Here is a 23,970-nt window from a genome sequence, read left to right on the forward strand (position 1 = left end):
ATGATCACATTGAAAAATGTAATAAAGAAAGTTTTGCGTAATAAAACTATGAATGCATCACGTCAATGACTAAAATCTGCTCGCTCAGCGCAGAGTCAACGCGCTTTACACAACTATTCACAGGCCAGTCATGACTAACAGCAACCGTACCAAGCTCACATGGATCAGCTTTTTCTCCTACGCCCTTACCGGCGCGTTGGTAATTGTCACCGGGATGGTGATGGGAAATATCGCCGATTACTTTAATCTGCCCGTTTCCAGCATGAGTAACACCTTTACCTTCCTGAACGCAGGGATCCTGATCTCTATCTTCCTCAATGCCTGGCTGATGGAAATTGTGCCGCTGAAAACTCAGCTGCGCTTCGGCTTTATTTTGATGGTGCTGGCGGTTATCGGGCTGATGACCAGCCATAGCCTGGCGCTGTTCTCCGCGGCGATGTTCGTGCTTGGCCTGGTCAGCGGGATCACCATGTCGATTGGTACCTTCCTGATCACCCATATGTATGAAGGTCGTCAGCGCGGTGCACGTCTGCTGTTTACCGACTCCTTCTTCAGCATGGCCGGGATGATCTTCCCGATGCTCGCCGCCTGGCTGCTGGCGCGCACCATCGAGTGGTACTGGGTTTACGCCTGCATCGGCCTCATCTATGTTGCCATCTTCGTGCTGACCCTGGGTTGTGAATTCCCGGTTCTGGGTAAAAAAGCGCAAACCAGCGACCAGCCGGTGGTGAAAGAGAAATGGGGCATCGGCGTGCTGTTCCTGTCCATCGCTGCACTGTGCTACATCCTGGGCCAGCTGGGCTTCATCTCCTGGGTACCGGAATACGCCAAAGGTCTGGGCATGAGCCTGAACGACGCGGGCCAGTTGGTGAGTGATTTCTGGATGTCCTATATGTTCGGTATGTGGGCCTTCAGCTTCATTCTGCGCTTCTTCGACCTGCAGCGTATCCTGACCGTTCTGGCCGGTATCGCCACCGTGATGATGTACCTGTTCAACCATGGTGAGCCGCAGCACCTGGTCTGGTTTATTCTGACTCTCGGCTTCTTCTCCAGCGCTATCTATACCTCCATCATTACGCTGGGTTCGCTGCAGACTAAAATCGCCTCACCAAAACTGGTTAACTTTGTCCTGACCTGCGGCACCATCGGTACCATGCTGACCTTCGTTGTCACTGGCCCTATCGTTGCCCATAGCGGCCCGCTGGCGGCGCTGACGACGGCAAACGGTCTGTACGCCGTGGTGTTCGTGATGTGTCTTGTTCTGGGCTTTGTGAGCCGCCATCGCCAGCATGCGGCGAGCGCCTCTCATTAATATCGGTTAGCCCGGTGTGATATTCCGTTCACTTTACGTTCTGTTGAACATGACGTGAAGTGAACGGCCCCCCCCTCAGCGCTCACAAACATGACGTATTCTCCAACTTCTCTCTCCCCCGCCGTTTTTTCACTCTTTTCGCTCAAAAAACAAACAGCAAATAAAGTTGAGTATTTTCCGCAACTTACAAAACCACTTAAAAATCATAACCCTACTCATTAAGGGGTAGGTAAAGGCTAAATTGATTTGTATCAATAATCCCAATAGCTGAATCGTTAAGGTAGGCAGTATTAGAATAGAAATCGAGGCAAAAATGAGCAAAGTCAGACTCGCAATTATCGGTAACGGCATGGTCGGCCACCGCTTTATCGAGGATCTTCTCGATAAGTCCGACGCAAGCCAGTTCGATATCACCGTCTTCTGTGAAGAACCGCGCATCGCCTACGACCGCGTGCACCTCTCCTCCTACTTCTCCCACCACACGGCAGAAGAGCTGTCGCTGGTGCGCGAAGGCTTCTATGAGAAGCACGGCGTAAAGGTACTGGTCGGCGAACGCGCTATCACCATCAACCGTAAAGAGAAGGTGATTCACTCCAGCGCAGGCCGTACCGTCTTTTATGACAAGCTGATTATGGCGACCGGCTCCTATCCGTGGATCCCGCCAATCAAAGGGTCTGAAACTCAGGACTGCTTCGTTTACCGTACGATTGAAGATCTGAACGCCATTGAAGCCTGTGCCCGCCGTAGCAAACGCGGTGCGGTAGTCGGCGGCGGCCTGCTCGGCCTCGAAGCAGCCGGCGCGCTGAAAAACCTCGGCGTGGAAACCCACGTGATTGAATTCGCCCCAATGCTGATGGCTGAACAGCTCGATCAGATGGGCGGCGAGCAGCTCAAGCGTAAAATCGAAAGCATGGGTGTGAAAGTTCACACCAGCAAAAACACCAAAGAGATTGTTCAGGAAGGCGAAAACGGCCGTAAGACCATGCGCTTTGCCGACGGCAGCCAGCTGGAAATCGACTTCATCGTCTTCTCTACCGGTATTCGTCCACGCGACAAACTGGCCACCCAGTGCGGCCTGGAAGTCGGCCAGCGCGGCGGTATCCTGATTAATGACAGCTGCCAGACCTCTGACCCGGATATCTACGCTATCGGCGAATGCGCCAGCTGGAAAAACCGCGTCTACGGCCTGGTCGCACCGGGTTACAAAATGGCGCAGGTCGCCGTTGACCATATCCTCGGTACGCCAAACGCCTTCCAGGGCGCGGACATGAGCGCCAAGCTGAAGCTGCTGGGTGTAGACGTCGGTGGTATCGGCGATGCCCACGGCCGTACGCCAGGCGCACGCAGCTACGTCTACCTCGACGAAAGCAAAGAAGTCTACAAACGCCTGATCGTGAGCGAAGACAACAAAACCCTGCTCGGGGCGGTACTGGTTGGCGATACCAGCGACTACGGCAACCTGCTGCAGCTGGCGCTGAACGCCATCGAACTGCCAGAAAACCCAGATTCACTGATCCTGCCAGCACACGCCAGCAGTGGTAAACCGTCTATCGGCGTCGATAAACTGCCGGACAGCGCGCAGATTTGTTCCTGTTTTGACGTCTCTAAAGGCGACCTGATCGCCGCCATCAACAAAGGCTGCCACACCGTTGCAGCCCTGAAAGCCGAAACCAAAGCCGGCACCGGCTGCGGCGGCTGTATTCCGTTGGTCACCCAGGTGCTGAACGCCGAGCTGGCGAAACAGGGTATCGAAGTGAACCACAGCCTGTGTGAACACTTCGCCTTTACCCGTCAGGAGCTGTATCACCTGATCCGCGTTGAAGGCATTAAAACCTTCGACGAGCTGCTGGCAAAATACGGCAAAGGCTACGGCTGCGAAGTCTGTAAACCCACCGTCGGTTCTCTGCTGGCCTCCTGCTGGAACGAATACATCCTCAAGCCGCAGCATACGCCGCTGCAGGACACTAACGACAACTTCCTGGCGAACATCCAGAAAGACGGTACCTACTCCGTTATCCCACGTTCTGCGGGCGGTGAAATCACTCCGGAAGGTCTGGTTGCCGTTGGCCGTATCGCACGTGAATTTAACCTGTACACCAAAATCACCGGTTCCCAGCGTATCGGCCTGTTCGGTGCGCAGAAAGATGACCTGCCGGAAATCTGGCGCCAGCTGATTGAAGCAGGCTTCGAAACCGGTCATGCCTATGCCAAAGCGCTGCGTATGGCGAAAACCTGCGTAGGCAGCACCTGGTGCCGTTATGGCGTCGGCGATAGCGTAGGCTTCGGCGTCGAGCTGGAAAACCGCTACAAGGGCATTCGTACGCCGCACAAGATGAAGTTTGGTGTCTCTGGCTGTACCCGTGAGTGTGCGGAAGCTCAGGGCAAGGACGTAGGTATTATCGCCACCGAGAAAGGCTGGAACCTCTACGTTTGTGGTAACGGCGGGATGAAGCCGCGCCATGCAGACCTGCTGGCCGCTGACCTCGACCGCGAAACACTGGTGAAATACCTCGACCGCTTCATGATGTTCTACATCCGCACCGCCGATAAGCTGACCCGTACCGCGCCGTGGCTGGATAACCTGGAAGGCGGTATCGACTACCTGCGTTCGGTTATCATCGACGACAAGCTGGGGCTGAATCAGCACCTGGAAGAAGAGATCGCCCGTCTGCGCGAAGCGTTTGCCTGTGAATGGACCGAGACCGTAAACGACCCGGCCGCTCAGGTACGCTTCAAACACTTTATCAACAGCGAACAGCGTGACCCGAACGTTCAGGTCGTGGCCGAGCGTGCTCAGCACCGTCCTGCGACACCGTATGAACGTATTCCGGTAACTCTGGTGGAGGAAAACGCATGAGCCAGTGGGTAAATATCTGCAAAATTGACGCGATTCTGCCAGCAACAGGCGTCTGTGCACTGCTGGGTAACCAGCAGGTTGCCGTGTTCCGTCCGTATGCCGACAATCAGGTCTTCGCCATCAGCAACATCGACCCGTTCTTTGAGTCGAGCGTGCTGTCGCGCGGCCTGATTGCTGAACATCAGGGCGAACTGTGGGTGGCAAGTCCGCTGAAAAAACAGCGCTTCCGCCTGCGTGACGGCCTGTGCATGGAAGACGAGAGTCACTCCATTCCACACTATGAAGTTCGCGTTAAAGATGGCCAGGTGCAGCTGAAAGCCTGATCGTTTTGGGCATAAGTAATATTAAAAACTTATGACCTCAAAGGGGTAACAGCGGGAAAAATCGTATATTCCATACGATAACTGCTGTTATCCTTACCCGCATTATTCATCCCCCGCATTTATCTATTCCGTGAGGTTGCCCCTTGGATCACTTACCTATCTTTTGCCAACTGCGCGAGCGCGACTGTTTGCTGGTCGGCGGCGGTGATGTTGCCGAGCGCAAAGCGCGTCTGCTGCTGGACGCGGGCGCTCGCTTGACGGTAAACGCACGGGATTACGTTCCGCAGTTCCACGTCTGGGCGGAGGCGGGCATGTTGACACTGGTGCAGGGTGATTTCCAACCCGCGCTGCTCGACCCATGCTGGCTGGCAATTGCCGCCACCGATGATGACGTGGTGAACCAGCAGGTCAGCGATGCGGCCGAAGCGCGGCGTATCTTCTGCAACGTGGTCGATGCGCCGAAAGCGGCGAGCTTTATCATGCCGTCGATTATCGACCGCTCACCGCTGATGGTCGCCGTCTCTTCCGGCGGCACCTCACCGGTGCTGGCACGTCTGCTGCGCGAGAAGCTGGAAGCGCTGCTGCCGCAGCATCTGGGACAGGTTGCTGCCTATGCCGGGCAACTGCGCACGCGGGTGAAGAAGCAGTTTGCGACAATGGGTGAACGCCGTCGTTTCTGGGAAAAGCTGTTTGAGAATGACCGCCTGGCGCAATCGCTGGCTAATCAGGATCAGCAGGCCATTGATGACACCACCGAACAGCTGCTGAACACGCCGCTGGATCACCGCGGCGAAGTGGTGCTGGTGGGTGCCGGTCCGGGGGATGCCGGGCTGCTGACGCTAAAAGGCCTGCAGCAAATCCAACAGGCAGACGTGGTGGTTTACGACCGCCTGGTCTCCGACGATATTATGAATCTGGTTCGCCGCGATGCGGACCGCGTATTCGTGGGTAAACGTGCGGGCTACCATTGCGTACCGCAGGAAGAGATTAACCAGATCCTGCTGCGTGAAGCCCAACAGGGTAAACGCGTGGTGCGTCTGAAAGGCGGTGACCCGTTTATCTTTGGCCGCGGTGGTGAAGAACTGGAAACCCTGTGCCATGCCGGCATTCCCTTCTCCGTTGTACCCGGCATTACCGCCGCCTCTGGCTGTTCCGCCTACTCCGGCATTCCGCTGACCCACCGCGACTACGCCCAGAGCGTGCGTCTGGTTACCGGGCACCTGAAAACCGGCGGCGAACTGGACTGGGAAAATCTCGCGGCAGAAAAACAGACGCTGGTGTTTTACATGGGGCTGAATCAGGCCGCTACCATCCAGCAAAAGCTGATTGAACACGGTATGCAGGCAGACATGCCGGTGGCTATCGTCGAGAACGGTACCGCAATTAACCAGCGGGTAGTGGACGGACAGTTGTCCCAGCTTGGCGAACTGGCTGAGCAAATGGCAAGCCCGGCGCTGATTATCGTCGGCCGCGTAGTGGGCCTGCGCGGCAAGCTGAACTGGTTCTCAAACCATTAACGGGTAATCTCACAGACATAAAAAAAACCGGGATCATCCCGGTTTTTTTATATCACGATCGTAGGTCGGATATGGCAGCGCCGCTATCCGGCAATCAGTACCGTTTCTTACGGCTTAGCCACAAAACCAATCGCGTCGTACACCGCTTTCAGCGTTTGTGAAGCACGCGCGCTGGCTTTATCGGCCCCGTCTTTCATGATCTTCTGCAGGAACGCTTCGTCGTTGCGGAAGCGGTTATAACGCTCCTGCAGCTCGGTCAGCATACCGGAAACCGCTTCTGCCACTTCGCCCTTCAGATGGCCATACATCTTGCCTTCAAAGTGTTTTTCCAGCTCTGGAATGCTCTGACCGGTCACGCCGGAGAGGATATCCAGCAGGTTAGAGACGCCCGCTTTCTCTTTCAGATCGTAACGGATAACAGGTGGCTCTTCGGAGTCGGTCATCGCGCGTTTGATCTTCTTGACCACGGATTTCGGGTCTTCCAGCAGGCCAATCACGTTGTTGCGGTTATCGTCTGACTTGGACATCTTCTTCGTCGGCTCGAGCAGCGACATCACGCGCGCACCAGACTTAGGAATAAACGGCTCAGGCACTTTGAACACGTCGCCATAAATGGCGTTAAAACGCTGGGCAATATCGCGGCTCAGCTCAAGGTGCTGCTTCTGATCTTCGCCTACCGGCACCTGATTGGTCTGATACAGCAGAATGTCTGCCGCCATCAGCACCGGGTAGTCAAACAGACCAGCGTTGATGTTTTCCGCGTAGCGGGCGGATTTATCCTTGAACTGGGTCATGCGGCTCAGCTCGCCGAAATAGGTGTAGCAGTTCAGCGCCCAGCCCAGCTGTGCGTGTTCCGGCACGTGAGACTGTACGAAGATGGTGCTTTTTTCCGGGTCGATGCCGCAGGCCAGATACAGTGCCAGCGTGTCGAGCGTCGCCTTACGCAGCGCCTGCGGGTCCTGACGGACGGTAATCGCATGCTGGTCGACGATACAGTAGATGCAGTGATAGTCGTCCTGCATGTTGACCCACTGACGCAGTGCACCCATGTAGTTACCGATGGTCAGTTCACCTGACGGCTGTGCGCCGCTAAATACGATGGGCTTAGTCATGTTCTGATTCCTGATGTTCACTGTGCGCAAACCCGAGAGCGGGCAGCAGTTCATTAAAGTGGTCGAAGATAATATCCGGCTCGCTGAGCGCGATGGCTTCGCCATAGTTATAGCCGTAGGTCAGGCCGACGGAGGCGCAGCCCGCCGCTTTAGCAGCTTGAATATCGTTACGAGAGTCACCGACGAACAGCAGTGCTTCCGGCGCTAACGCCAGCTTCTCCGCCACTTTCAGCAGCGGTTCCGGATGCGGCTTTTTGTTCTGCACGTCATCGCCACCAATCACTACCGCGAAGTAGTCAGCAATGCCCAAAGATTCGAGAATCGGGGCCACAAACGGCGTCGGCTTATTCGTCACTAGCGCCAGAGGTAGGCCGTTGGCGTGCAGTGCCGCTAGGGTATCAGCAACGTGAGGGAACAGGAAACTGCCCTCTTCAGCGAATTCGGCGTAGTAGCGATCGAACAGGCGGCGCAGCACGCGAAGCTGCTCGTCCTGAGGAATATCGTGGCTATCCACCGATGGTTTACCCTGAGCGGCACGCTGGCTCGCACGTTCCTGGCGGGCCCAGTTGAGGGCTCGTTCCATCAGAACATCGGCACCGTTACCAATCCAGGTGACGACCCTGTCTTCACCTGCAACCGGAAGCTCAAGCGCATAAAGCGCGCTATCAACGGCGGCGGTCAGCCCCGGCGCGCTGTCTACCAGCGTGCCATCGAGGTCAAACGCGACGCCGCGAATGGTCTGCAATTTATCCATGACTTACCTTTGCCAGTTCACTGCGCATTTCATCAATGACTTTTTTGTAGTCTGGTTGGTCAAAAATCGCCGAGCCGGCGACAAACATGTCCGCCCCTGCCGCAGCAATTTCGCTAATATTGTTCACCTTCACACCGCCATCCACTTCCAGACGAATGTCATAGCCGGACTCATCGATACGGCGACGCACTTCGCGCAGTTTATCGAGGGTGTGAGGGATAAAGGATTGGCCGCCAAAGCCCGGGTTAACCGACATCAGCAGGATAACGTCGAGCTTATCCATCACGTAGTCAAGGTAGGTCAGCGGAGTTGCCGGATTAAACACCAGGCCCGCTTTACAGCCGTGCTCTTTAATCAGCTGCAGCGTGCGGTCTACGTGTTCGGAAGCTTCGGGATGGAAAGTGATGATGCTGGCGCCTGCGGCGGCAAAATCCGGAACCAGACGGTCAACCGGCTTCACCATCAGGTGAACGTCGATTGGCGCGGTGATGCCGTAGTTACGCAGCGCTTTCAGCACCATCGGGCCGATGGTCAGGTTCGGCACGTAATGGTTATCCATAACATCGAAATGAACCACATCCGCCCCGGCAGCCAGCGCGCGGGCAGTATCTTCGCCTAAACGGGCAAAATCGGCCGACAAAATTGAAGGGGCAATCAGGTACTGTTTCATCCACATCTCCTCAGAGCCTATCCATTAGGGTCTTTTAACGTTGTTTTTTTCCAGGCGGGCGATATAGGGCCAGCAGTTCGTCCACCTTTTTACGTGTGCCGCCGTTGCGGCTAATGCTGCGACGAACCTTTACGGTATACGTTTCCGCCGCATTTTTGTACCACTCCAGCGTCAGCGGCGTGCGATGGTTGGAAATCAGCACGGGAATTCGCTTCGCCACCAGCTCTTCGGCCTTATTCGCCAGAAACGCCTGTTGCTCCAGGCTAAAGCTGTTGGTGTGATACGCCGTGAAGTTCGCCGTCGCCGACAGCGGAGCATACGGCGGATCGCAATACACCACGGAACGCGCGTCTGCACGAGTCATGCAGGTTTCATAAGACTCGCAGTAGAACTCGGCATTCTGCGCCTTTTCAGCAAAGTGGCGCAGTTCGGCTTCCGGGAAATAGGGTTTCTTATAGCGCCCAAACGGGACGTTAAACTCACCGCGCAGGTTGTAGCGGCACAGGCCGTTATAGCCGTGGCGGTTGAGGTATAAAAACAGCACTGCGCGATGGAACAGGTCGGTACTACGATTAAACTCTTCGCGCAGCTGGTAGTAGCGGTCGGCGTCATTGTTCTCAGGCACAAACATCGTGCGCGCCCGGTCGATGTACTCATCGGAGCGAGTTTTGACGATTTTATAGAGCTCGATGAGGTCGCTGTTAATGTCAGCCAGAATATAACGCGAAAAATCGGTATTCAGGAATACCGATCCAGCACCAACGAAGGGTTCAACCAGACAATCGCCGGCAGGCAGATGATCTCTAATATCGTCGAGCAGAGGGTACTTACCTCCCGCCCATTTCAGAAAAGCGCGATTTTTTTTCATGCGGCCTGACTAATTACACTTTCTCCGGCTGTGGAGAAAGCTCCGACAGCATCCTGCGCTTCTCCCCTATCCGCACGCGGCGGTGCGGATAGGGTTGTCTTAATAACGATTATTTCAGGTCAGTCTGTACCTGATGCAGCGGCTTCGCCCACGGGTTTTTCGCCTGGACGTCAGCTGGCAGCGTGGTGACAGCATGTTTCGCATCATCCTTAGATGCGTAGATGCCGCTGACCAGCACGTACCACGGCTGACCGTTACGAGAGGTTTCATACACCACGTAGTTTTTCAGGTTCTCTTTCTTCGCCCAACCGTTCAGGTTGTCGTAGTTGGAAGAGGAGCTGAGCTGCAGCGTGTAGTGCGAGCCAGAAGCGGTTTTCAGCGCGTTCACATCGCCCGCAGATTTACCGGTTGCCGCCGCAGCAGGTGCTGCTGTAGCCGCCGTTGCGGTTGGCGCGGTAGCGGTCGCTGCTGGTTTCGCCGCTGCGGTTGCCGTCACCGGCGCTTTAACCGGGGCCGCAGTCGCTGCGGTTTCGGTATGCTTCGGCGCGGTCACCGCTGGCTTAGTTTCAACAGGCTTGGTCTGCGCGGTTGGCGCAGGCGTTTTCACCGTTGCCATCGGCTGCGGTTTGGTTTCGATAACCGTGTGCTTGCGTTCCGGACGCGGGGCGGTCGCCGTCTGGCGAGGCGCTTCCGGTGCGGTCACTGCCGGGCGAGCACCGTTGCGAATTGGCGCGACGGTTGCAGGTTCAGTTGGCAGCGTAGAGTTCACTACCGCGTTATCAATCTGACCCTGCTGCTGCGTCAGCGCATTGTTCAGGTCGCCCTGGACCTCAACGCGCTGCTGGCCGTCCGGTGCCGCATTTTCCTGACCCTGGGTTGGGGTAGAGGAAATCGGAGGCAGGGAGACGTCCTGCTGCTGCGACGGCGTATTCTCCTGGGCGGCAGGCTGAGCAGAATTATTGGCCTGATCGGTATTGGTATCGCCAGAAAGCGACACGCTCTTCTCAGAAGAGGCGCTCTGGTCGTTAGAAGATGGTGCTTTCAGGGCTGAACCAATGCCGACGATCAGCACCAGCAGCACGACAACGCCAAGCCCCATCATGACATACTGGCGGGAGGCCGGTTTACGCGGCGCAGCAGCTTTACGTTTACGCGGGCGGCGCTCTACCACTTCCTCTGCATCGCCCTCTTCGGCATCGTCAGATTCATAGTATTCGTCTTCCGGCTCAGCTTCTTCACGCGCTTTACGACTACGGGACGGACGACGCTCATCAGCATCGAGATCCACATCATCAAAGTTGATCTGTGGCTCGTTGTCACGATCGGAAGACTGACGAGAGCGACCAGTACGACGATCGCTGGGATCGGGTTTCAGCTCGTCTTCTGGTTTAAATTCATCCATTTAACACCCCACTAAAAGGCTTATGCCACGACAATTGCATATCACCTGAAGTTAAAACACCGCGCGAACGCGGCTTGACCTTTCTTATAGTTGCGCTTGCTGAGTATCAGCAATAGCGCCAAGAACCACGTCGTGGGATACGCCACCGCGCACCTCACTTTTCCCGATGGCCAGCGGCAGCACTAACCGCATTTCGCCAGCAAGAACCTTTTTATCTCGCATCATGTGCGGCAGATACGCCTCTGCCGACATTTCCTGCGGGCCAGCAACCGGCAGGCCTGCGCGCTTGAGCAGCGTGATGATACGCTGCGTGTCTTCGGCAGCAAACTGCCCCAGACGTTCTGATGTATGCGCGGCCATGACCATACCTGCCGCAACGGCTTCGCCGTGCAGCCAGTTGCCGTAACCCATCTCGGCTTCGATCGCATGACCGAAAGTATGCCCAAGATTGAGTAAAGCACGTAACCCGGTTTCGCGCTCGTCGGCTGCCACAACATCCGCTTTCAGCTCACAACAACGGCGGATACAGTACGCCATTGCTTTTTCATCGAGCGCCATCAGCGCATCGATGTTCTCTTCCAGCCAGTCAAAGAACGGCGCATCAAGAATGATGCCGTATTTGATCACTTCAGCAAGACCGGAGGAGAGTTCGCGTTTCGGCAACGTTTTCAGGCAGTTCAGGTCAACAACCACGGAGGCTGGCTGCCAGAATGCGCCGATCATGTTTTTGCCGAGAGGGTGGTTGACCGCGGTTTTGCCGCCAACCGAAGAGTCCACCTGAGACAACAAGGTGGTAGGAACCTGAATAAAACGCACACCGCGCTGATAGCTCGCCGCTGCAAAACCGGTCAAGTCGCCAATAACGCCGCCGCCTAAAGCAACGAGAGTCGTATCGCGACCGTGCGGTTTTTGCAAAAGCGCAGTAAAGACGGTGTCCATGACGGCCAGGCTTTTATACTGTTCGCCGTCCGGCAGAATGACGCTATCAACCTTCACGCCAGCCTGCTCCAGCACGGAACGAACCTGGTCCAGATAGAGCGGTGCCAGCGTTTCGTTGGTGACCAGCATAACCTGATCGCCAGACTTGAGCGGTAAGAAGGAAGCTGGATCGTTAAACAAACCAGCCGCGATGGTTATCGGGTAACTACGTTCCCCGAGAGTTACAGTAAGCCTCTCCATAACGCGACGTCCACCTTAGTTACTTTTATTCGCTGGCGTTCTATTCTGGGCCAGTATTAGTTGCTTTCCAGCATATGGATAATCTGGTTGGCGACAACTTTTGCGCTCTGATCGTCAGTACGGATAGTGACATCCGCAATCTCTTCGTACAGTGGATTACGTTCATCAGCCAGCGCTACAAGCACTTCGCGCGGTGGAGTTTCGACCTGCAGCAGCGGGCGCTTTTTATCGCGCTGAGTACGAGCCAGCTGTTTTTCAATGGTCGTTTCCAGATAGACGACGACACCACGAGCGGAGAGACGATTGCGCGTTTCACGTGATTTTACAGAGCCACCGCCTGTTGCCAGAACAATACCCTGCTTTTCCGTTAACTCATTGATGATTTTTTCTTCGCGGTCACGGAAACCTTCTTCGCCTTCGACATCAAAGACCCAGCCCACGTCAGCGCCTGTTCGTTTCTCAATCTCTTGATCAGAATCGTAAAATTCCATATTGAGCTGTTGAGCCAGCTGGCGCCCAATGGTGCTTTTGCCGGCACCCATAGGCCCAACCAGAAAGATATTGCGTTTCTCTGCCATTTTTTTGGTACTACTAAGACTATTCGTTAATGATAAATCCGCGCCGCAGTCGTTCGCGCGTCGCTGGACATGAACTGAAACCTCTTATGCAATAGAGCGAGAGTCAGACTGAAAATTATCTCAATACTCCGGCTGGTTTGGCAACAGATTAAATCAGCAGACTTCAGGAGGAAGGAATGTTATTCACTGACGCTCAAATCGGTACTCCTTGTATGCTAAATCCGGCCCCACGTCAAACTTGGGAAACACCTTATTCACCAAATCAGCATGTTTCCCCGTCGCTACTGCACAGAAATAATACGCGGGGTGATAAACACCACCAGCTCGCGCCGCTCATTGTCCTTGCCATCGTGACGAAAAAGATGGCCTAACAAGGGGATATCACCAAGAAACGGAACGCTATCGCTGGCCTTCTTGTTCTTCTGCGAAAAAATGCCGCCCAACGCCAGCGTTTCCCCGCTTTTGACCTCAACCTGGGTTTCAATCTCCTGTTTATCAATCGCCAGCACTTCGCCGTCCGCCTGCTGTAGCACCTGGCCGGGCATGTTTTCGCTGATACGCAACTTCAGGCGAACGCGCTGGTTTTGCAGCACGGTTGGTGTGACCTCCATGCCGAGCACCGCCTCTTTAAACTCCACTGAGGTCGCGCCACTCTCCCCACTGGAAACCTGATAAGGGATTTCGCTTCCCTGTTTGATGCTGGCAGGCTGCAAATGCGAGGCCAGCAGCCGCGGGCTCGCGATGATATCAACCTTCTGCTTTTGCTCCAGCGCCGAGAGTTCCAGCTCAAGCAGGCGGCCGTTGATTTTACCGATATTAAACCCGCCGTGCGTCGTGGCGTCCGCAACCGAAAGATCGCTGCTTAAGGTGGTTATCTTGCCAGAACCGGTTGCCCCGGCGGCGTCAGCAAGATTCCACTTTACTCCTAATTCTCGTAGGCTGGTTTCGTTGATAGTGACAATATGGGCCGCCAGCTCAACTTGCCCAACCGGGATATCCATCTCCTTTGCCCACGCTTCCAGCGCCGGGAGGTGCTCACGGTCATCACGTACGATCAAGCGATTGGTTCGTTTATCGACGGTGAGTGAACCGCGCGCGCTCAGTAATTTATCCCCAGCTTTCACCAGCTCGCTGGCATCAGCATGGTGCAGCACCAGGCTGCGATTCATCAGCGGCAGCGTCTGCTGGCGTTTCTCCTTTTCCTGCTGCGCTCTCGCCTGTTTCTCTTCGCGCCAGCGCTGTGAGTGCACGTAATAGACGCCTCCTTCCTGCGTGAGCACCAGTTCCATGCAGTTAATCACCGTCTGAACCGCCTGCTGCCATGGCAGGTTACGCAACTGGAGCGAGAGCGTTCCCTGCACTTCCGGGGAGATAACCATGTTCTTCTGCTCCAGGTCAGCGAGGCTCTGAAGCACCTGCGCGACCGGCACGTCGTCCACTACCAGCGTGACGTTCTTCGCCGGGGCCAGCGCTGACACCAGCGCCAGCATCAACAGCACTATCCTTTTTATCATTCGGCGTTCCTTCTCTTTTCCATTGCCATACTCGGGGCTCACATCCCTCACCCGTTTCCACAGTCAGGCTATCCAGCGTGATTGCCGTAACCCGCCAGCCGGTGTTCAGCGTCTGCCCGACCTCCACGCGCCGCCAGCGTTCATCCCGTTCCTGCGCCATGCCAATCAGCCGTGATGCCGATTGTGTTCCACCCCGGTAGTGCCAATCAGCAAGCTGCGCTGTCTGACAGGCATCCATCACCGGGGCGAACGGATCCCGCATTCCGCATAGCAGCGGAACGGTGAGTAATAAAAGAAGCGCGCGTTCAGGATTCATCGTCGCGTACCAGTTGCAGGGTAAAACGGAGCACATCGTTGTGCGTTGCCAGAGTAAAGCCCACAACCCGCATTCCGCGCTCGGCCAGCCGCAAAAAGGTGCCAGGAACGGCATGCCACGGCGTATCCAGCGAGATTTCACCGCCCGCCTCTGAAGGCTGCCAATGGGCCAGCCGGGCGCCATTTTGCTGAAAACCGACCGGAGAGAACGGTGGGATATCCTGTTCTTCCAGCCATGGTGTAGCGCACACGCCAGCGTTGAGGTGAGCGACGCGATGCCAGTGCGCCAGGTACTGCTCGTGCTGTTTCCGCCATGCCTCACGGCTTTTTCCCGCCTCAACATAGGCCTGATGTTCGACCCGGTAGCCGCCGTACATCGCTACCAGCATCAACAGTAGCGCTCCCGCCCCCACCTTCGCCGTAGGAGACAGCGGCCATAGGCGTTCAAGGCGACGCATTTCCACTCTCCTCGCGTAATGCGTACTGGAACTGCCAGCGGCCGGCGCTATCGCGCTGAATTTTGCCGGCCTGCATCAGATGAAACCCAGGGATAGCTCGCAGCGTTTGCTCAACCTCAGCCAGCGCGGAAACCGGCGTCAACACGCCCGATAGCGACAGCACGCCGTCACGGTAGCTCAGCTCGCTCAGCCATGCCGAAGCGGGGAAATGCGCGGCCAGCGCCAGCAACCTGGGCGACCAGGCTTCAGTCACCTGCCGCGTACGTTGCCGTTTTTTGAGGGCGGCCTGCTGCTGTAAACCCGCCTGAAGCACCTGCTCCCGCTGCGCCAGTTGCTGCACTACCCGCCGTTCTGCCTCGACATGGATATTGCTAACCGCCGCGACCGGCAGCCAGTATCCACGCCCGATAAACGCCAGCACGCCGCACAACAGCCAGACAACACCTGCCCACACGAGCCAGCGCTGAAGCAATCGCCGAAAGCGGCGCTGTCGCCAGGGAAGGAAATTCACCGGTGGGATGTTCACGATGCCACCCCCATAGCCAGTGCCAGCGCCACCGCAAAGTCATCGCCTCTGGCTGGCAGCGGTGGATATTTCTGCGCCACTACACTCCAGGGATCGAAGCCTTTATATTCGCCTGGCTGAGCAGTACAGCACACCAGGCGCTGTGGGTTGACGCCCAGTTGGATGCCGAGTTGCGTCAGCGAGGGGGCATCGTCAAACGCGCAGTGCCCCCAGCCTTCCCGGCTGGCCCAGAGCCACTGCCGGGTATCGCGCCAGACCAGCATGGCATCCTGCGAATCTAAGTGCGGCACCAGCGTCTGGAGCGCGCAGGCATCGGGGGTGATCGCCGCAATCTGTAAACGCAGCGCCTGCCCCAGCCGTTGTAGACGGGTGATATCGTGCTGCTGCGCTGCAGTGACGTTCCATCGCCCTTGTGGCTCCACCAGGTGATAATCAAAGCAGAGCGATGCCGCATTCATCTCAAGCTGCTGCGACATCGCGCTGGCAATCCACTGCGTTTGTTCGTTTTCGCGCAGCGACATCGCCGCAAGAGGGAGGTTTTTTTGTAACGTTCTATTGGCCGGAAAGGCCAGTCTCACCGCGTGCTGCCAGGGCAACGCCTGCCGCCACGGTTTGAGCACCGCCAGCAGCGCGTCATCGCCTTGCTGCGCGGACGGCGGTAGCGGCAGTTGCCACCAGCGGCGAAGGAGCCAGCCGCGGCGAGTACGCTGAAGTGCAACGATAAAGACGTTATCCTGCTGAATATGAAGACCCATTTGCCAGCATCTGAAAGCCATTTCACGATCATCCTTACGTCACCTCACGGTGACGGCTATATCAATGCATCTGGCTTGCCTTTATACTACCGCGCGTTTGTTTATAAACTGCCCAAATGACACTTAATGGGAATTCTCCGGTGAAGTTCGTAAAGTATTTATTCATCCTTGCAGTCTGTTGCATTCTGCTGGGAGCAGGCTCGATCTACGGCCTCTACAAATATATTGAGCCTCAGTTGCCCGACGTGGCGACGCTCAAAGACGTGCGCCTGCAGGTGCCAATGCAGGTCTATAGCGCGGACGGTGAACTCATCGCGCAGTACGGTGAAAAACGCCGTATTCCTATGACCCTCAACCAGATCCCACCAGAAATGGTGAAAGCGTTTATTGCGACCGAAGATAGCCGCTTCTACGAGCACCATGGGATCGACCCCATTGGTATCTTCCGTGCGGCAAGCGTAGCGATGTTCTCCGGCCATGCGTCGCAGGGGGCCAGTACCATCACCCAGCAGCTCGCGCGTAACTTCTTCCTCAGCCCTGAAAAGACGCTGATGCGTAAAGTGAAGGAAGCGTTCCTTGCCATTCGCATTGAGCAAATGCTGAGTAAGGATGAAATTCTTGAGCTGTACCTGAACAAGATTTACCTCGGCTACCGCGCATATGGCGTAGGTGCTGCCGCTCAGGTCTATTTCGGGAAACCCGTCGATCAGCTCACCCTGAGCGAGATGGCGGTGATTGCCGGCCTGCCGAAGGCACCGTCCACTTTTAACCCACTCTACTCGCTGGATCGCGCCACCGCGCGCCGCAACGTGGTGCTGTCGCGCATGCTGAGCGAAGGCTATATCACCCAGGCGCAGTACGATCAGGCGCGTAACGAAGCGATTGACGCCGACTATCACGCTCCGGAGATTGCCTTCTCTGCCCCGTACTTAACGGAGATGGTGCGTCAGGATATGGTGAAGCAGTACGGTGAGCAGGCCTATGAAGATGGCTATCGCGTGTACACCACGATCACCCGCAAGAACCAGCAGGCGGCCCAGCAGGCGCTGCGCAATAACGTGATGGATTACGACATGCGTCACGGCTATCGCGGCCCGTCAAACGTGCTGTGGAAAGCGGGCGAAACCCCGTGGGATAGCCAAAAAATTCGCGCGTCGCTGCGTCCGCTGCCGTCCTATGGCCCGTTAGTGCCTGCCGTTGTCACCGCCGCCAATCCTCAGGAAGCGACCGTTCAACTGGCAGATGGCACCTCGGTGTCATTAGCCATGGAAGGGATGCGCTGGGCGCGTCCGTACCGTTCGGACACTGCGCAGGGGCCAACCCCGCGTAAAGTGACCGATGTGGTGCAGGCAGGCCAGCAGATCTGGGTTCGTCAGAACGGCGATAGCTGGTGGCTGGCTCAGGTGCCGGACGTGAACTCCGCGCTGGTCTCCATCAATCCGCAAAACGGCGCCATTATTGCGCTGGTCGGCGGCTTCGATTTCAACCAGAGTAAGTTTAACCGTGCTACCCAGGCGCTGCGTCAGGTCGGCTCGAACATTAAGCCGTTCCTCTACACCGCCGCGATGGATAAAGGTTTGACCCTCGCCAGTATGCTTAACGACGTGCCTATCTCCCGCTGGGATGCCGGCGCCGGTTCCGACTGGCAGCCGAAAAACTCCCCGGCGGAGTACGCCGGTCCAATCCGTCTGCGTCAGGGTCTGGGGCAGTCGAAGAACGTGGTGATGGTACGTGCGATGCGCGCGATGGGTGTTGATTACGCAGCAGAATATCTACAGCGTTTCGGCTTCCCGGCGGACAACATCGTGCATACCGAATCACTGGCGCTGGGCTCGGCATCCTTTACCCCGCTGCAGGTCGCGCGCGGCTATGCGGTGATGGCTAACGGCGGCTTCCTGGTCGACCCGTACTACATCAGCAAGATTGAAAACGACCAGGGCGGCGTGCTGTTTGAAGCGAAGCCGAAAATTGCCTGCCCTGATTGCAATATCCCGGTTATCTATGGCGATACGCAGAAGTCTAACGTGCTGGAAAACAACGACGTTGAAGATGTCGCTGTCTCCCAGATGCCGCAGAATTCCACCGTACCGATGCCGGCGCTCGAACAAGCTAATCAGCAGTTGGTTGCTCAGACCGGCGCTCAGGAGTACGCGCCGCACGTGATCAACACGCCGCTGTCGTTCCTGATTAAGAGCGCGCTGAATACCAATATCTTCGGCGAACCGGGCTGGCAGGGTACCGGCTGGCGTGCCGGGCGTGACCTGGGCCGTCGTGATATCGGCGGTAAAACCGGTACCACCAACAGCTCGAAAGATGCCTGGTTCTCCGGCTACGGTCCGGGCGTGGTAACGTCAGTGTGGATTGGTTTTGACGATCATCGTCGCGATCTGGGACGCACGACGGCATCTGGCGCTATCAAAGATCAGATCTCCGGCTACGAAGGCGGCGCGAAGAGCGCGCAGCCTGCATGGGATGCCTTTATGAAGCAGGTTCTGGCGGGCGTTCCTGAGCAACCGCTCACGCCACCGCCGGGCGTGGTCACGGTCAATATCGACCGTAGCACCGGGCAGCTAGCCAACGGGGGCAGCAGCCGCGAGGAGTACTTTATCGACGGAACGCAGCCTACGCAGCAGGCGGTTCACGAGGTGGGAACCGAGGTGATTGATAACGGGGAAACCCACGAGTTGTTCTAAGAAAAAGGCGCCATCGGCGCCTTTTTTATGCCAATCGACCCTGTTCTCTTAGCCACTCGCGCAGCAAGAAGAGCGCGCTGACGTTGCGCGCTTCGTTAAAATCAGGCTCGTCCAGCAGCGCCATCAGGTTCGCCAGCGGCCAGCGGACCTGCGGCAGCGGCTCTGGCTCATCACCCGGCAACGATTCCGGGTAGAGGTTTTCCGCCACAACGATATTCATCTTGCTGGAGAAATAGGATGGCGCCATGCCGAGTTTTTTCAGGAACGTCAGCTCATGCGCGCCGAAACCCACCTCTTCTTTCAGCTCACGGTTCGCTGCTTCCATCACCGTTTCGCCAGGGTCAATAAGCCCTTTCGAGAAACCGAGTTCATAGGACTCGGTGCCTACCGCGTACTCGCGGATTAAAATCAGGTGGTCGTCGACAATCGGCACAATCATCACCGCTTCGCGCGAGGACGGTTTCATACGTTCATAAACGCGACGTACGCCATTGCTGAACTCTAAATCAACGCTTTCCACGTTAAAAAGGCGTGACTGCGCGACGGTTTCAACATGGAGAATGGTAGGTTTCTGTAATGATTTGCTCATTGGGCCGGGGTCTTTGCTGTAATGACTTTTATCATTGTGCGATAGCGATGCCGTTCCAGCAATGCATAACGCGCTTTATTTACATTGTTGCAACCTATTGCTTCTCATCTCTCATTTATGGATAAATGTCAAGAGCTTGAAATACAATTGGGAATTTACTGATACTCGCTGGCCGATGGGTTTGTTATGCTTACGTTTTGCGAGAGTCTATAGACTCTTTTTGTGAATGTGTAATACGTGCCAATGGTTTATACGAAAAGCAGGCAACGAAGAGACCTCTAAAATAAGTATGATGGGAAAAGCATGGGCACACTGATGATCTTTACCGTAGCGATACTGATCTGCGCCGTGCTGGTCGGTTGGCTCTTGCGTAAACGGACGAAACGTCTTCAGCTACCGTGGCTGCACCAATTTCCGGGTGCCACCACGCGAAAACTGACCGATGAAGAACGTCTGGGCGTTGAAAACTACCTCAGCTATCTTAATCAGGATCTGCAGATGCCGGCATCTGGGGCCACCATCGCCCCTACGGTGCTAGCGCTCACGCCACAGAGCAACACCGTGTTTACGCTGACGCGCGCCATTACCCGCTACGGCATCACCACCGATGATCCTAATAAGTGGCGCTATTTCCTCGACTCCGTGGAAGTACATCTGCCGCCGTTCTGGGAACAACACATTACCGATGAAAACAGCATTGAGCTTATCGCCACCGACGACGTGCCGCTGGTCATTGGCCTGAATGGCCATTCGCTTAAGACCTATTCGCCTGAAAATAAAAGCTTTGCCCTGGAATCATCCTCTTCGACTCAGGCCTCTATCCGCGGTGAAGAGAGCGAGCAGATTGAGCTGCTCAACATTCGCCAGGAAACCCATGAAGAGCACGCACTAAGCCGACCTGACGGCCTGCGAGAAGCGCTGTTGATCGTCGCCGCCTTCATTCTTTTCTACTGCGGGCTGATCGCCCCGGCGGTGTTTACGCCGTGGATTTTCGGCATCGCGGTTCTGCTACTGTGCGCCGGGCTATGGGGGCTGTTTGCGCCGCCAACCAAGTCGTCGCTGCGCGAGATCCACTGCCTGCGCGGTACGCCAAAGCGCTGGGGTCTGTTTGGCGAGAACGATCAGGAGCAGATCAACAACATCTCCCTTGGGATCATCGACTTAATCTACCCTCGCCATTGGCAGCCCTTTGTGGCCCAGGATCTGGGGCAGAAAACGGATATTGATATCTATCTCGATAGGCACGTGGTGCGCCAGGGACGTTTTCTCTCCCTGCATGACGAAGTCAAAAACTTCCCGCTCCAGCACTGGCTGCGCAGCGTCATTATCGGCGGCGGCGCGCTGCTGGTGGCCATCATGATGTGGGTCAGCGTGCCGCTGAACATGCCGTTCAAATTTACCCTTTCCTGGCTCAAAGGCGCACAAACCATTGAGGCCAAAGACGTTCGCCAGCTGCAGCAGACGGGTGTCCGCGTGGGCGATACACTGCACATCAGTGGAACGGGGATGTGTAACATCCATTCGCCGGGAACCTGGACGGCGCAGGAAAGCTCGCCGTTCCTGCCGTTCGACTGTTCGCAGATTATCTGGAACGATGCCCCTCGCCTGCCACTGCCGGAATCAGAAACCGTCAATAAAGCGACCGCGCTGGTGCAGGCTGTCAACCGTCAGTTACACCCCACGGCGGATGATGATTCTCGCGTTAGCCCGGCGCTGCGTTCGGCTATTCAGAAGTCCGGCATGGTGCTGCTGGACGATTTCGCCGATATCGTGCTGAAAACCAAAGATCTCTGTTCTGCCGCCGACGACTGTGTGCGCCTGAAAAATGCGCTGGTTAACCTTGGCAACACCCGAGACTGGGATGCGCTGGTGAAGCGCGCCAACTCCGGCAAGCTCGACGGCGTCAACGTTCTGCTGCGCCCGGTCAGCGCCGAGTCGCTGGACAACCTGGTCGATACCTCCACCGCGCCGTTTATTCTGCGTGAAACCGCACGCGCGGCGCAGGCGCTGAATAGCCCGGCTCCGGGCGGTTTCCTGATCACCAGCGATGAAGGCAGTGATTTCGTCAGCCAGCCTTATCCCACCACTATGCTGTACGACTACCCGGCTAGCGAGCAGTGGGGAGAGTTTCAACGGCTGGCGGGTATGCTGATGCATACACCATTCCATGCCGAAGGGATCGTCACCAATCTCTATACCGACGCCAACGGCACGCAGCACATCAACCTGCACCGAATGCCGGACAGCAGCGGGCTATGGCACTATCTGGCCACCACGCTGTTGATGCTCGCAATGGTTGTTTGTGCGGTATACAACGGCATACAGGCGCTGCGCCGCTATCATCGCCATCGTGAACGTCTGGCTGACATTCAGAAATATTATGAGAGCTGCACCAACCCCGTGCTGCTTTCCGCCCCTGATGAGTTCAAGTCCGATTTTCCAACGCACTAAGCCTCATCGTCATCATCGCGACAGGTTATGTTAATCTGTCGCGCATTTCTTCCGTCTGGAGACCCACCATGCATTTTGATATCGCCTGGCGCGAGGTAGATACCGTTCTTCTGGACATGGATGGCACGCTGCTCGACCTCGCTTTCGATAACTATTTCTGGCAAAAACTGGTGCCGGAAACCTACGGCGCGAAGCTTGGGATCACGCCGCAAGCGGCGCAGGAAGCCATTCGCCAGGAGTACCATGCGGTGCAACATACGCTAAACTGGTACTGTCTGGATTACTGGAGCGATCGTTTGGGCCTCGATATCTGTTCGATGACCAGCGAACAGGGGCCGCGCGCGGTGCTGCGTGAAGATACCATTCCGTTCCTGAACGCGCTGAAAGCCAGCGGCAAGCGCCGCATCCTGCTGACCAACGCCCATCCGCACAACCTGGCGGTGAAGCTGGAATACACCGGTCTCGGCGAGCACCTTGATTTATTACTTTCCACCCATACATTTGGTTATCCGAAAGAGGATCAGCGGTTATGGCGGGCAGTTGAGGAACATACGGGTCTGGATGCCGAGCGCACGTTATTTATTGACGATAGCGAACCCATCCTGGATGCCGCCGCCCACTTTGGGATCCGCTATTGCCTCGGTGTGACCAACCCCGACTCCGGCCTTGCGGAAAAGCAGTACCTGCGTCATCCCGCGCTTAACGATTACCGTCGTCTGATCCCCTCACTGCAGTGAAGGAGCGACCATGAAAGAGAAGTCTACCGAAGGCGTCAGGCTTGATAAGTGGCTCTGGGCCGCGCGGTTTTATAAAACGCGCGCCGTGGCCCGAGAGATGATTGAAGGCGGTAAGGTTCACTACAACGGGCAGCGCAGCAAGCCCAGCAAAGTGGTTGAACTGAACGCCCAACTGACGCTTCGCCAGGGAAACGATGAGCGCACCGTGGTGGTGAAAGGCATTACGGAGCAGCGGCGTCCGGCGACGGAGGCAGTCTCGCTTTATGAAGAGACGGCGGAAAGTATCGAGAAGCGCGAAAAAGTCGCCCTGGCGCGCAAGCTAAATGCGCTGACCATGCCGCATCCGGACAGACGGCCGGATAAAAAAGAGCGGCGCGACCTGATGAGATTTAAATACGGCGACAGTGAATAACTGCCACCCCAAGAGAGAAAATTATGACTCAACACGATCAATTACATCGCTATCTGTTTGAAAACTATGCCGTGCGTGGCGAACTGGTCACCGTATCCGAAACGCTCGAACAGATTCTGGCAGGCCATAACTACCCGCAGCCGGTGAAAAACGTGCTGTCCGAGCTGCTGGTCGCCACCAGCCTGCTGACCGCAACGCTGAAATTTGATGGCGATATCACCGTGCAGCTGCAGGGCGATGGCCCAATGACGCTGGCGGTGATCAACGGTAACAACCACCAGCAGCTGCGCGGCGTCGCGCGCGTGCAGGGCGATATTCCGGCAGATGCCGACCTGAAAACACTTATCGGCAACGGCTATCTGGTCATTACCATTACGCCTGCTGAAGGCGAGCGCTATCAGGGTGTTGTCGGCCTGGAAGGCGATACGCTGGCGGCCTGTCTGGAAGATTACTTCCAGCGATCTGAGCAGTTGCCAACCCGTCTGATTATCCGCACCGGCGAATCTGACGGTAAGCCAGCGGCGGGCGGGATGCTGCTGCAGGTTATGCCTGCACAGAACGCGCAGCCGGAAGATTTCGAACACCTGGCGGCGCTGACCGACACCATCAAAGCCGAAGAGCTGTTCACGCTGCCGGCTAACGATGTACTGTGGCGCCTGTACCACGAAGAAGAAGTCACCCTGTACGATCCGCAGGACGTTGAATTCAAGTGCACCTGTTCACGCGAACGCTGCGCCGGTGCGCTGAAAACGCTGCCGGACGAGGAGATCAACAGCATCCTCGAAGAAGAAGGTGAAATTGATATGCACTGTGACTACTGTGGCAGCCACTATGTGTTCAACGCGATGGATATTGCAGAAATCCGCAATAACGCAGCACCGTCTGACCCGCAGGTTCATTAAGTTCTGAGCCTTTCCCGGCGTCACTTCGTTCGGCCGGGCTACGATC

22 protein-coding genes are annotated in these 23,970 nt (G+C 56.4%); 9 read left to right on the forward strand and 13 right to left on the reverse strand.

Annotated features, from left to right (window positions below):
• The first annotated feature begins 130 nt into the window (after positions 1-130).
• The 4 genes from tsgA to cysG all read left to right on the forward strand — a co-directional run bounded on the left by tsgA (position 131) and on the right by cysG (position 6,009).
• Entirely contained in the window at positions 131-1,312 is a 1,182-nt protein-coding gene (gene tsgA / locus HII27_RS17050) for an MFS transporter TsgA (protein WP_185668973.1), read from the forward strand.
• A gap of 313 nt (positions 1,313-1,625) precedes the next feature.
• On the forward strand, positions 1,626-4,169 hold the full coding sequence (gene nirB, locus HII27_RS17055; RefSeq protein WP_185668974.1) for a nitrite reductase large subunit NirB: 2,544 nt from the start codon (positions 1,626-1,628) through the stop codon (positions 4,167-4,169).
• Positions 4,166-4,492: a nitrite reductase small subunit NirD gene (nirD, locus tag HII27_RS17060; RefSeq protein ID WP_035894394.1), complete on the forward strand. Its 327-nt coding sequence runs from the start codon at positions 4,166-4,168 to the stop codon at positions 4,490-4,492. Before nirB ends, nirD begins: the two co-directional genes overlap by 4 nt.
• 143 nt (positions 4,493-4,635) lie before the next feature.
• Positions 4,636-6,009 (forward strand): siroheme synthase CysG, encoded by a 1,374-nt coding sequence (gene cysG / locus HII27_RS17065; protein WP_185668975.1) that lies wholly within the window; start codon positions 4,636-4,638, stop codon positions 6,007-6,009.
• A gap of 107 nt (positions 6,010-6,116) precedes the next feature.
• Here the strand turns inward: cysG and trpS are convergent, their stop codons facing one another.
• The 12 genes from trpS to HII27_RS17125 all read right to left on the reverse strand — a co-directional run bounded on the left by trpS (position 6,117) and on the right by HII27_RS17125 (position 16,161).
• Positions 6,117-7,121, reverse strand: coding sequence for a tryptophan--tRNA ligase (gene trpS / locus HII27_RS17070; protein WP_185668976.1), 1,005 nt, complete (start codon positions 7,119-7,121; stop codon positions 6,117-6,119).
• Entirely contained in the window at positions 7,114-7,875 is a 762-nt protein-coding gene (gene gph / locus HII27_RS17075) for a phosphoglycolate phosphatase (RefSeq protein WP_185668977.1), read from the reverse strand. The genes trpS and gph overlap by 8 nt, the downstream gene beginning before the upstream one ends.
• Positions 7,868-8,545 (reverse strand): ribulose-phosphate 3-epimerase, encoded by a 678-nt coding sequence (gene rpe / locus HII27_RS17080; protein ID WP_185668978.1) that lies wholly within the window; start codon positions 8,543-8,545, stop codon positions 7,868-7,870. Before rpe ends, gph begins: the two co-directional genes overlap by 8 nt.
• 34 nt (positions 8,546-8,579) lie before the next feature.
• A complete protein-coding gene (gene dam / locus HII27_RS17085) occupies positions 8,580-9,413 on the reverse strand; it encodes an adenine-specific DNA-methyltransferase (protein ID WP_185668979.1) in 834 nt (277 codons plus the stop codon).
• A 109-nt stretch (positions 9,414-9,522) separates the two neighbouring features.
• Positions 9,523-10,815 carry a cell division protein DamX gene (gene damX, locus HII27_RS17090; RefSeq protein ID WP_185668980.1) on the reverse strand — a complete coding sequence of 431 codons (1,293 nt, stop codon included), beginning with the start codon at positions 10,813-10,815 and terminating at the stop codon, positions 9,523-9,525.
• Between the two features lie 84 nt (positions 10,816-10,899).
• Positions 10,900-11,994 (reverse strand): 3-dehydroquinate synthase, encoded by a 1,095-nt coding sequence (aroB, locus tag HII27_RS17095; protein WP_185668981.1) that lies wholly within the window; start codon positions 11,992-11,994, stop codon positions 10,900-10,902.
• A gap of 56 nt (positions 11,995-12,050) precedes the next feature.
• Positions 12,051-12,572 (reverse strand): shikimate kinase AroK, encoded by a 522-nt coding sequence (gene aroK, locus HII27_RS17100; RefSeq protein WP_185668982.1) that lies wholly within the window; start codon positions 12,570-12,572, stop codon positions 12,051-12,053.
• A 281-nt stretch (positions 12,573-12,853) separates the two neighbouring features.
• The gene (gene hofQ, locus HII27_RS17105) at positions 12,854-14,086 is read right to left on the reverse strand and encodes a DNA uptake porin HofQ (RefSeq protein ID WP_185668983.1); all 1,233 of its coding nucleotides are present in this window, start codon (positions 14,084-14,086) and stop codon (positions 12,854-12,856) included.
• Positions 13,968-14,402: a HofP DNA utilization family protein gene (locus HII27_RS17110; RefSeq protein WP_185668984.1), complete on the reverse strand. Its 435-nt coding sequence runs from the start codon at positions 14,400-14,402 to the stop codon at positions 13,968-13,970. The genes hofQ and HII27_RS17110 overlap by 119 nt, the downstream gene beginning before the upstream one ends.
• On the reverse strand, positions 14,392-14,859 hold the full coding sequence (locus HII27_RS17115) for a HofO family protein (protein ID WP_185668985.1): 468 nt from the start codon (positions 14,857-14,859) through the stop codon (positions 14,392-14,394). Before HII27_RS17115 ends, HII27_RS17110 begins: the two co-directional genes overlap by 11 nt.
• The gene (locus HII27_RS17120; RefSeq protein WP_185668986.1) at positions 14,846-15,385 is read right to left on the reverse strand and encodes a PilN domain-containing protein; all 540 of its coding nucleotides are present in this window, start codon (positions 15,383-15,385) and stop codon (positions 14,846-14,848) included. The genes HII27_RS17115 and HII27_RS17120 overlap by 14 nt, the downstream gene beginning before the upstream one ends.
• On the reverse strand, positions 15,382-16,161 hold the full coding sequence (locus HII27_RS17125) for a pilus assembly protein (protein WP_185668987.1): 780 nt from the start codon (positions 16,159-16,161) through the stop codon (positions 15,382-15,384). The genes HII27_RS17120 and HII27_RS17125 overlap by 4 nt, the downstream gene beginning before the upstream one ends.
• Before the next feature lie 119 nt (positions 16,162-16,280).
• Here HII27_RS17125 and mrcA point away from each other — a divergent pair, with 119 nt between their 5' ends.
• Positions 16,281-18,833, forward strand: a complete 2,553-nt coding sequence (gene mrcA / locus HII27_RS17130; protein ID WP_185668988.1) for a peptidoglycan glycosyltransferase/peptidoglycan DD-transpeptidase MrcA — start codon at positions 16,281-16,283, stop codon at positions 18,831-18,833.
• Positions 18,834-18,858: 25 nt separating this feature from the next.
• Here mrcA and nudE read toward each other — a convergent pair whose 3' ends face one another.
• Complete coding sequence (gene nudE, locus HII27_RS17135; RefSeq protein WP_185668989.1) at positions 18,859-19,422, reverse strand: ADP compounds hydrolase NudE; 564 nt, start codon at positions 19,420-19,422, stop codon at positions 18,859-18,861.
• A gap of 303 nt (positions 19,423-19,725) precedes the next feature.
• Between nudE and HII27_RS17140 the strand changes: the two genes are divergently transcribed.
• The 4 genes from HII27_RS17140 to hslO all read left to right on the forward strand — a co-directional run bounded on the left by HII27_RS17140 (position 19,726) and on the right by hslO (position 23,924).
• The gene (locus tag HII27_RS17140) at positions 19,726-21,873 is read left to right on the forward strand and encodes an intracellular growth attenuator family protein (RefSeq protein WP_185668990.1); all 2,148 of its coding nucleotides are present in this window, start codon (positions 19,726-19,728) and stop codon (positions 21,871-21,873) included.
• 68 nt (positions 21,874-21,941) lie between these two features.
• Entirely contained in the window at positions 21,942-22,610 is a 669-nt protein-coding gene (gene yrfG / locus HII27_RS17145; protein WP_185668991.1) for a GMP/IMP nucleotidase, read from the forward strand.
• 10 nt (positions 22,611-22,620) lie between these two features.
• Complete coding sequence (hslR, locus tag HII27_RS17150) at positions 22,621-23,022, forward strand: ribosome-associated heat shock protein Hsp15 (protein ID WP_185668992.1); 402 nt, start codon at positions 22,621-22,623, stop codon at positions 23,020-23,022.
• 23 nt (positions 23,023-23,045) lie between these two features.
• Positions 23,046-23,924 carry an Hsp33 family molecular chaperone HslO gene (gene hslO / locus HII27_RS17155; RefSeq protein ID WP_185668993.1) on the forward strand — a complete coding sequence of 293 codons (879 nt, stop codon included), beginning with the start codon at positions 23,046-23,048 and terminating at the stop codon, positions 23,922-23,924.
• Positions 23,925-23,970: the final 46 nt, after the last annotated feature.

Source organism: Kluyvera sichuanensis, assembly GCF_014218705.1.
Taxonomy (GTDB): Bacteria; Pseudomonadota; Gammaproteobacteria; order Enterobacterales; family Enterobacteriaceae; genus Kluyvera; species Kluyvera sichuanensis.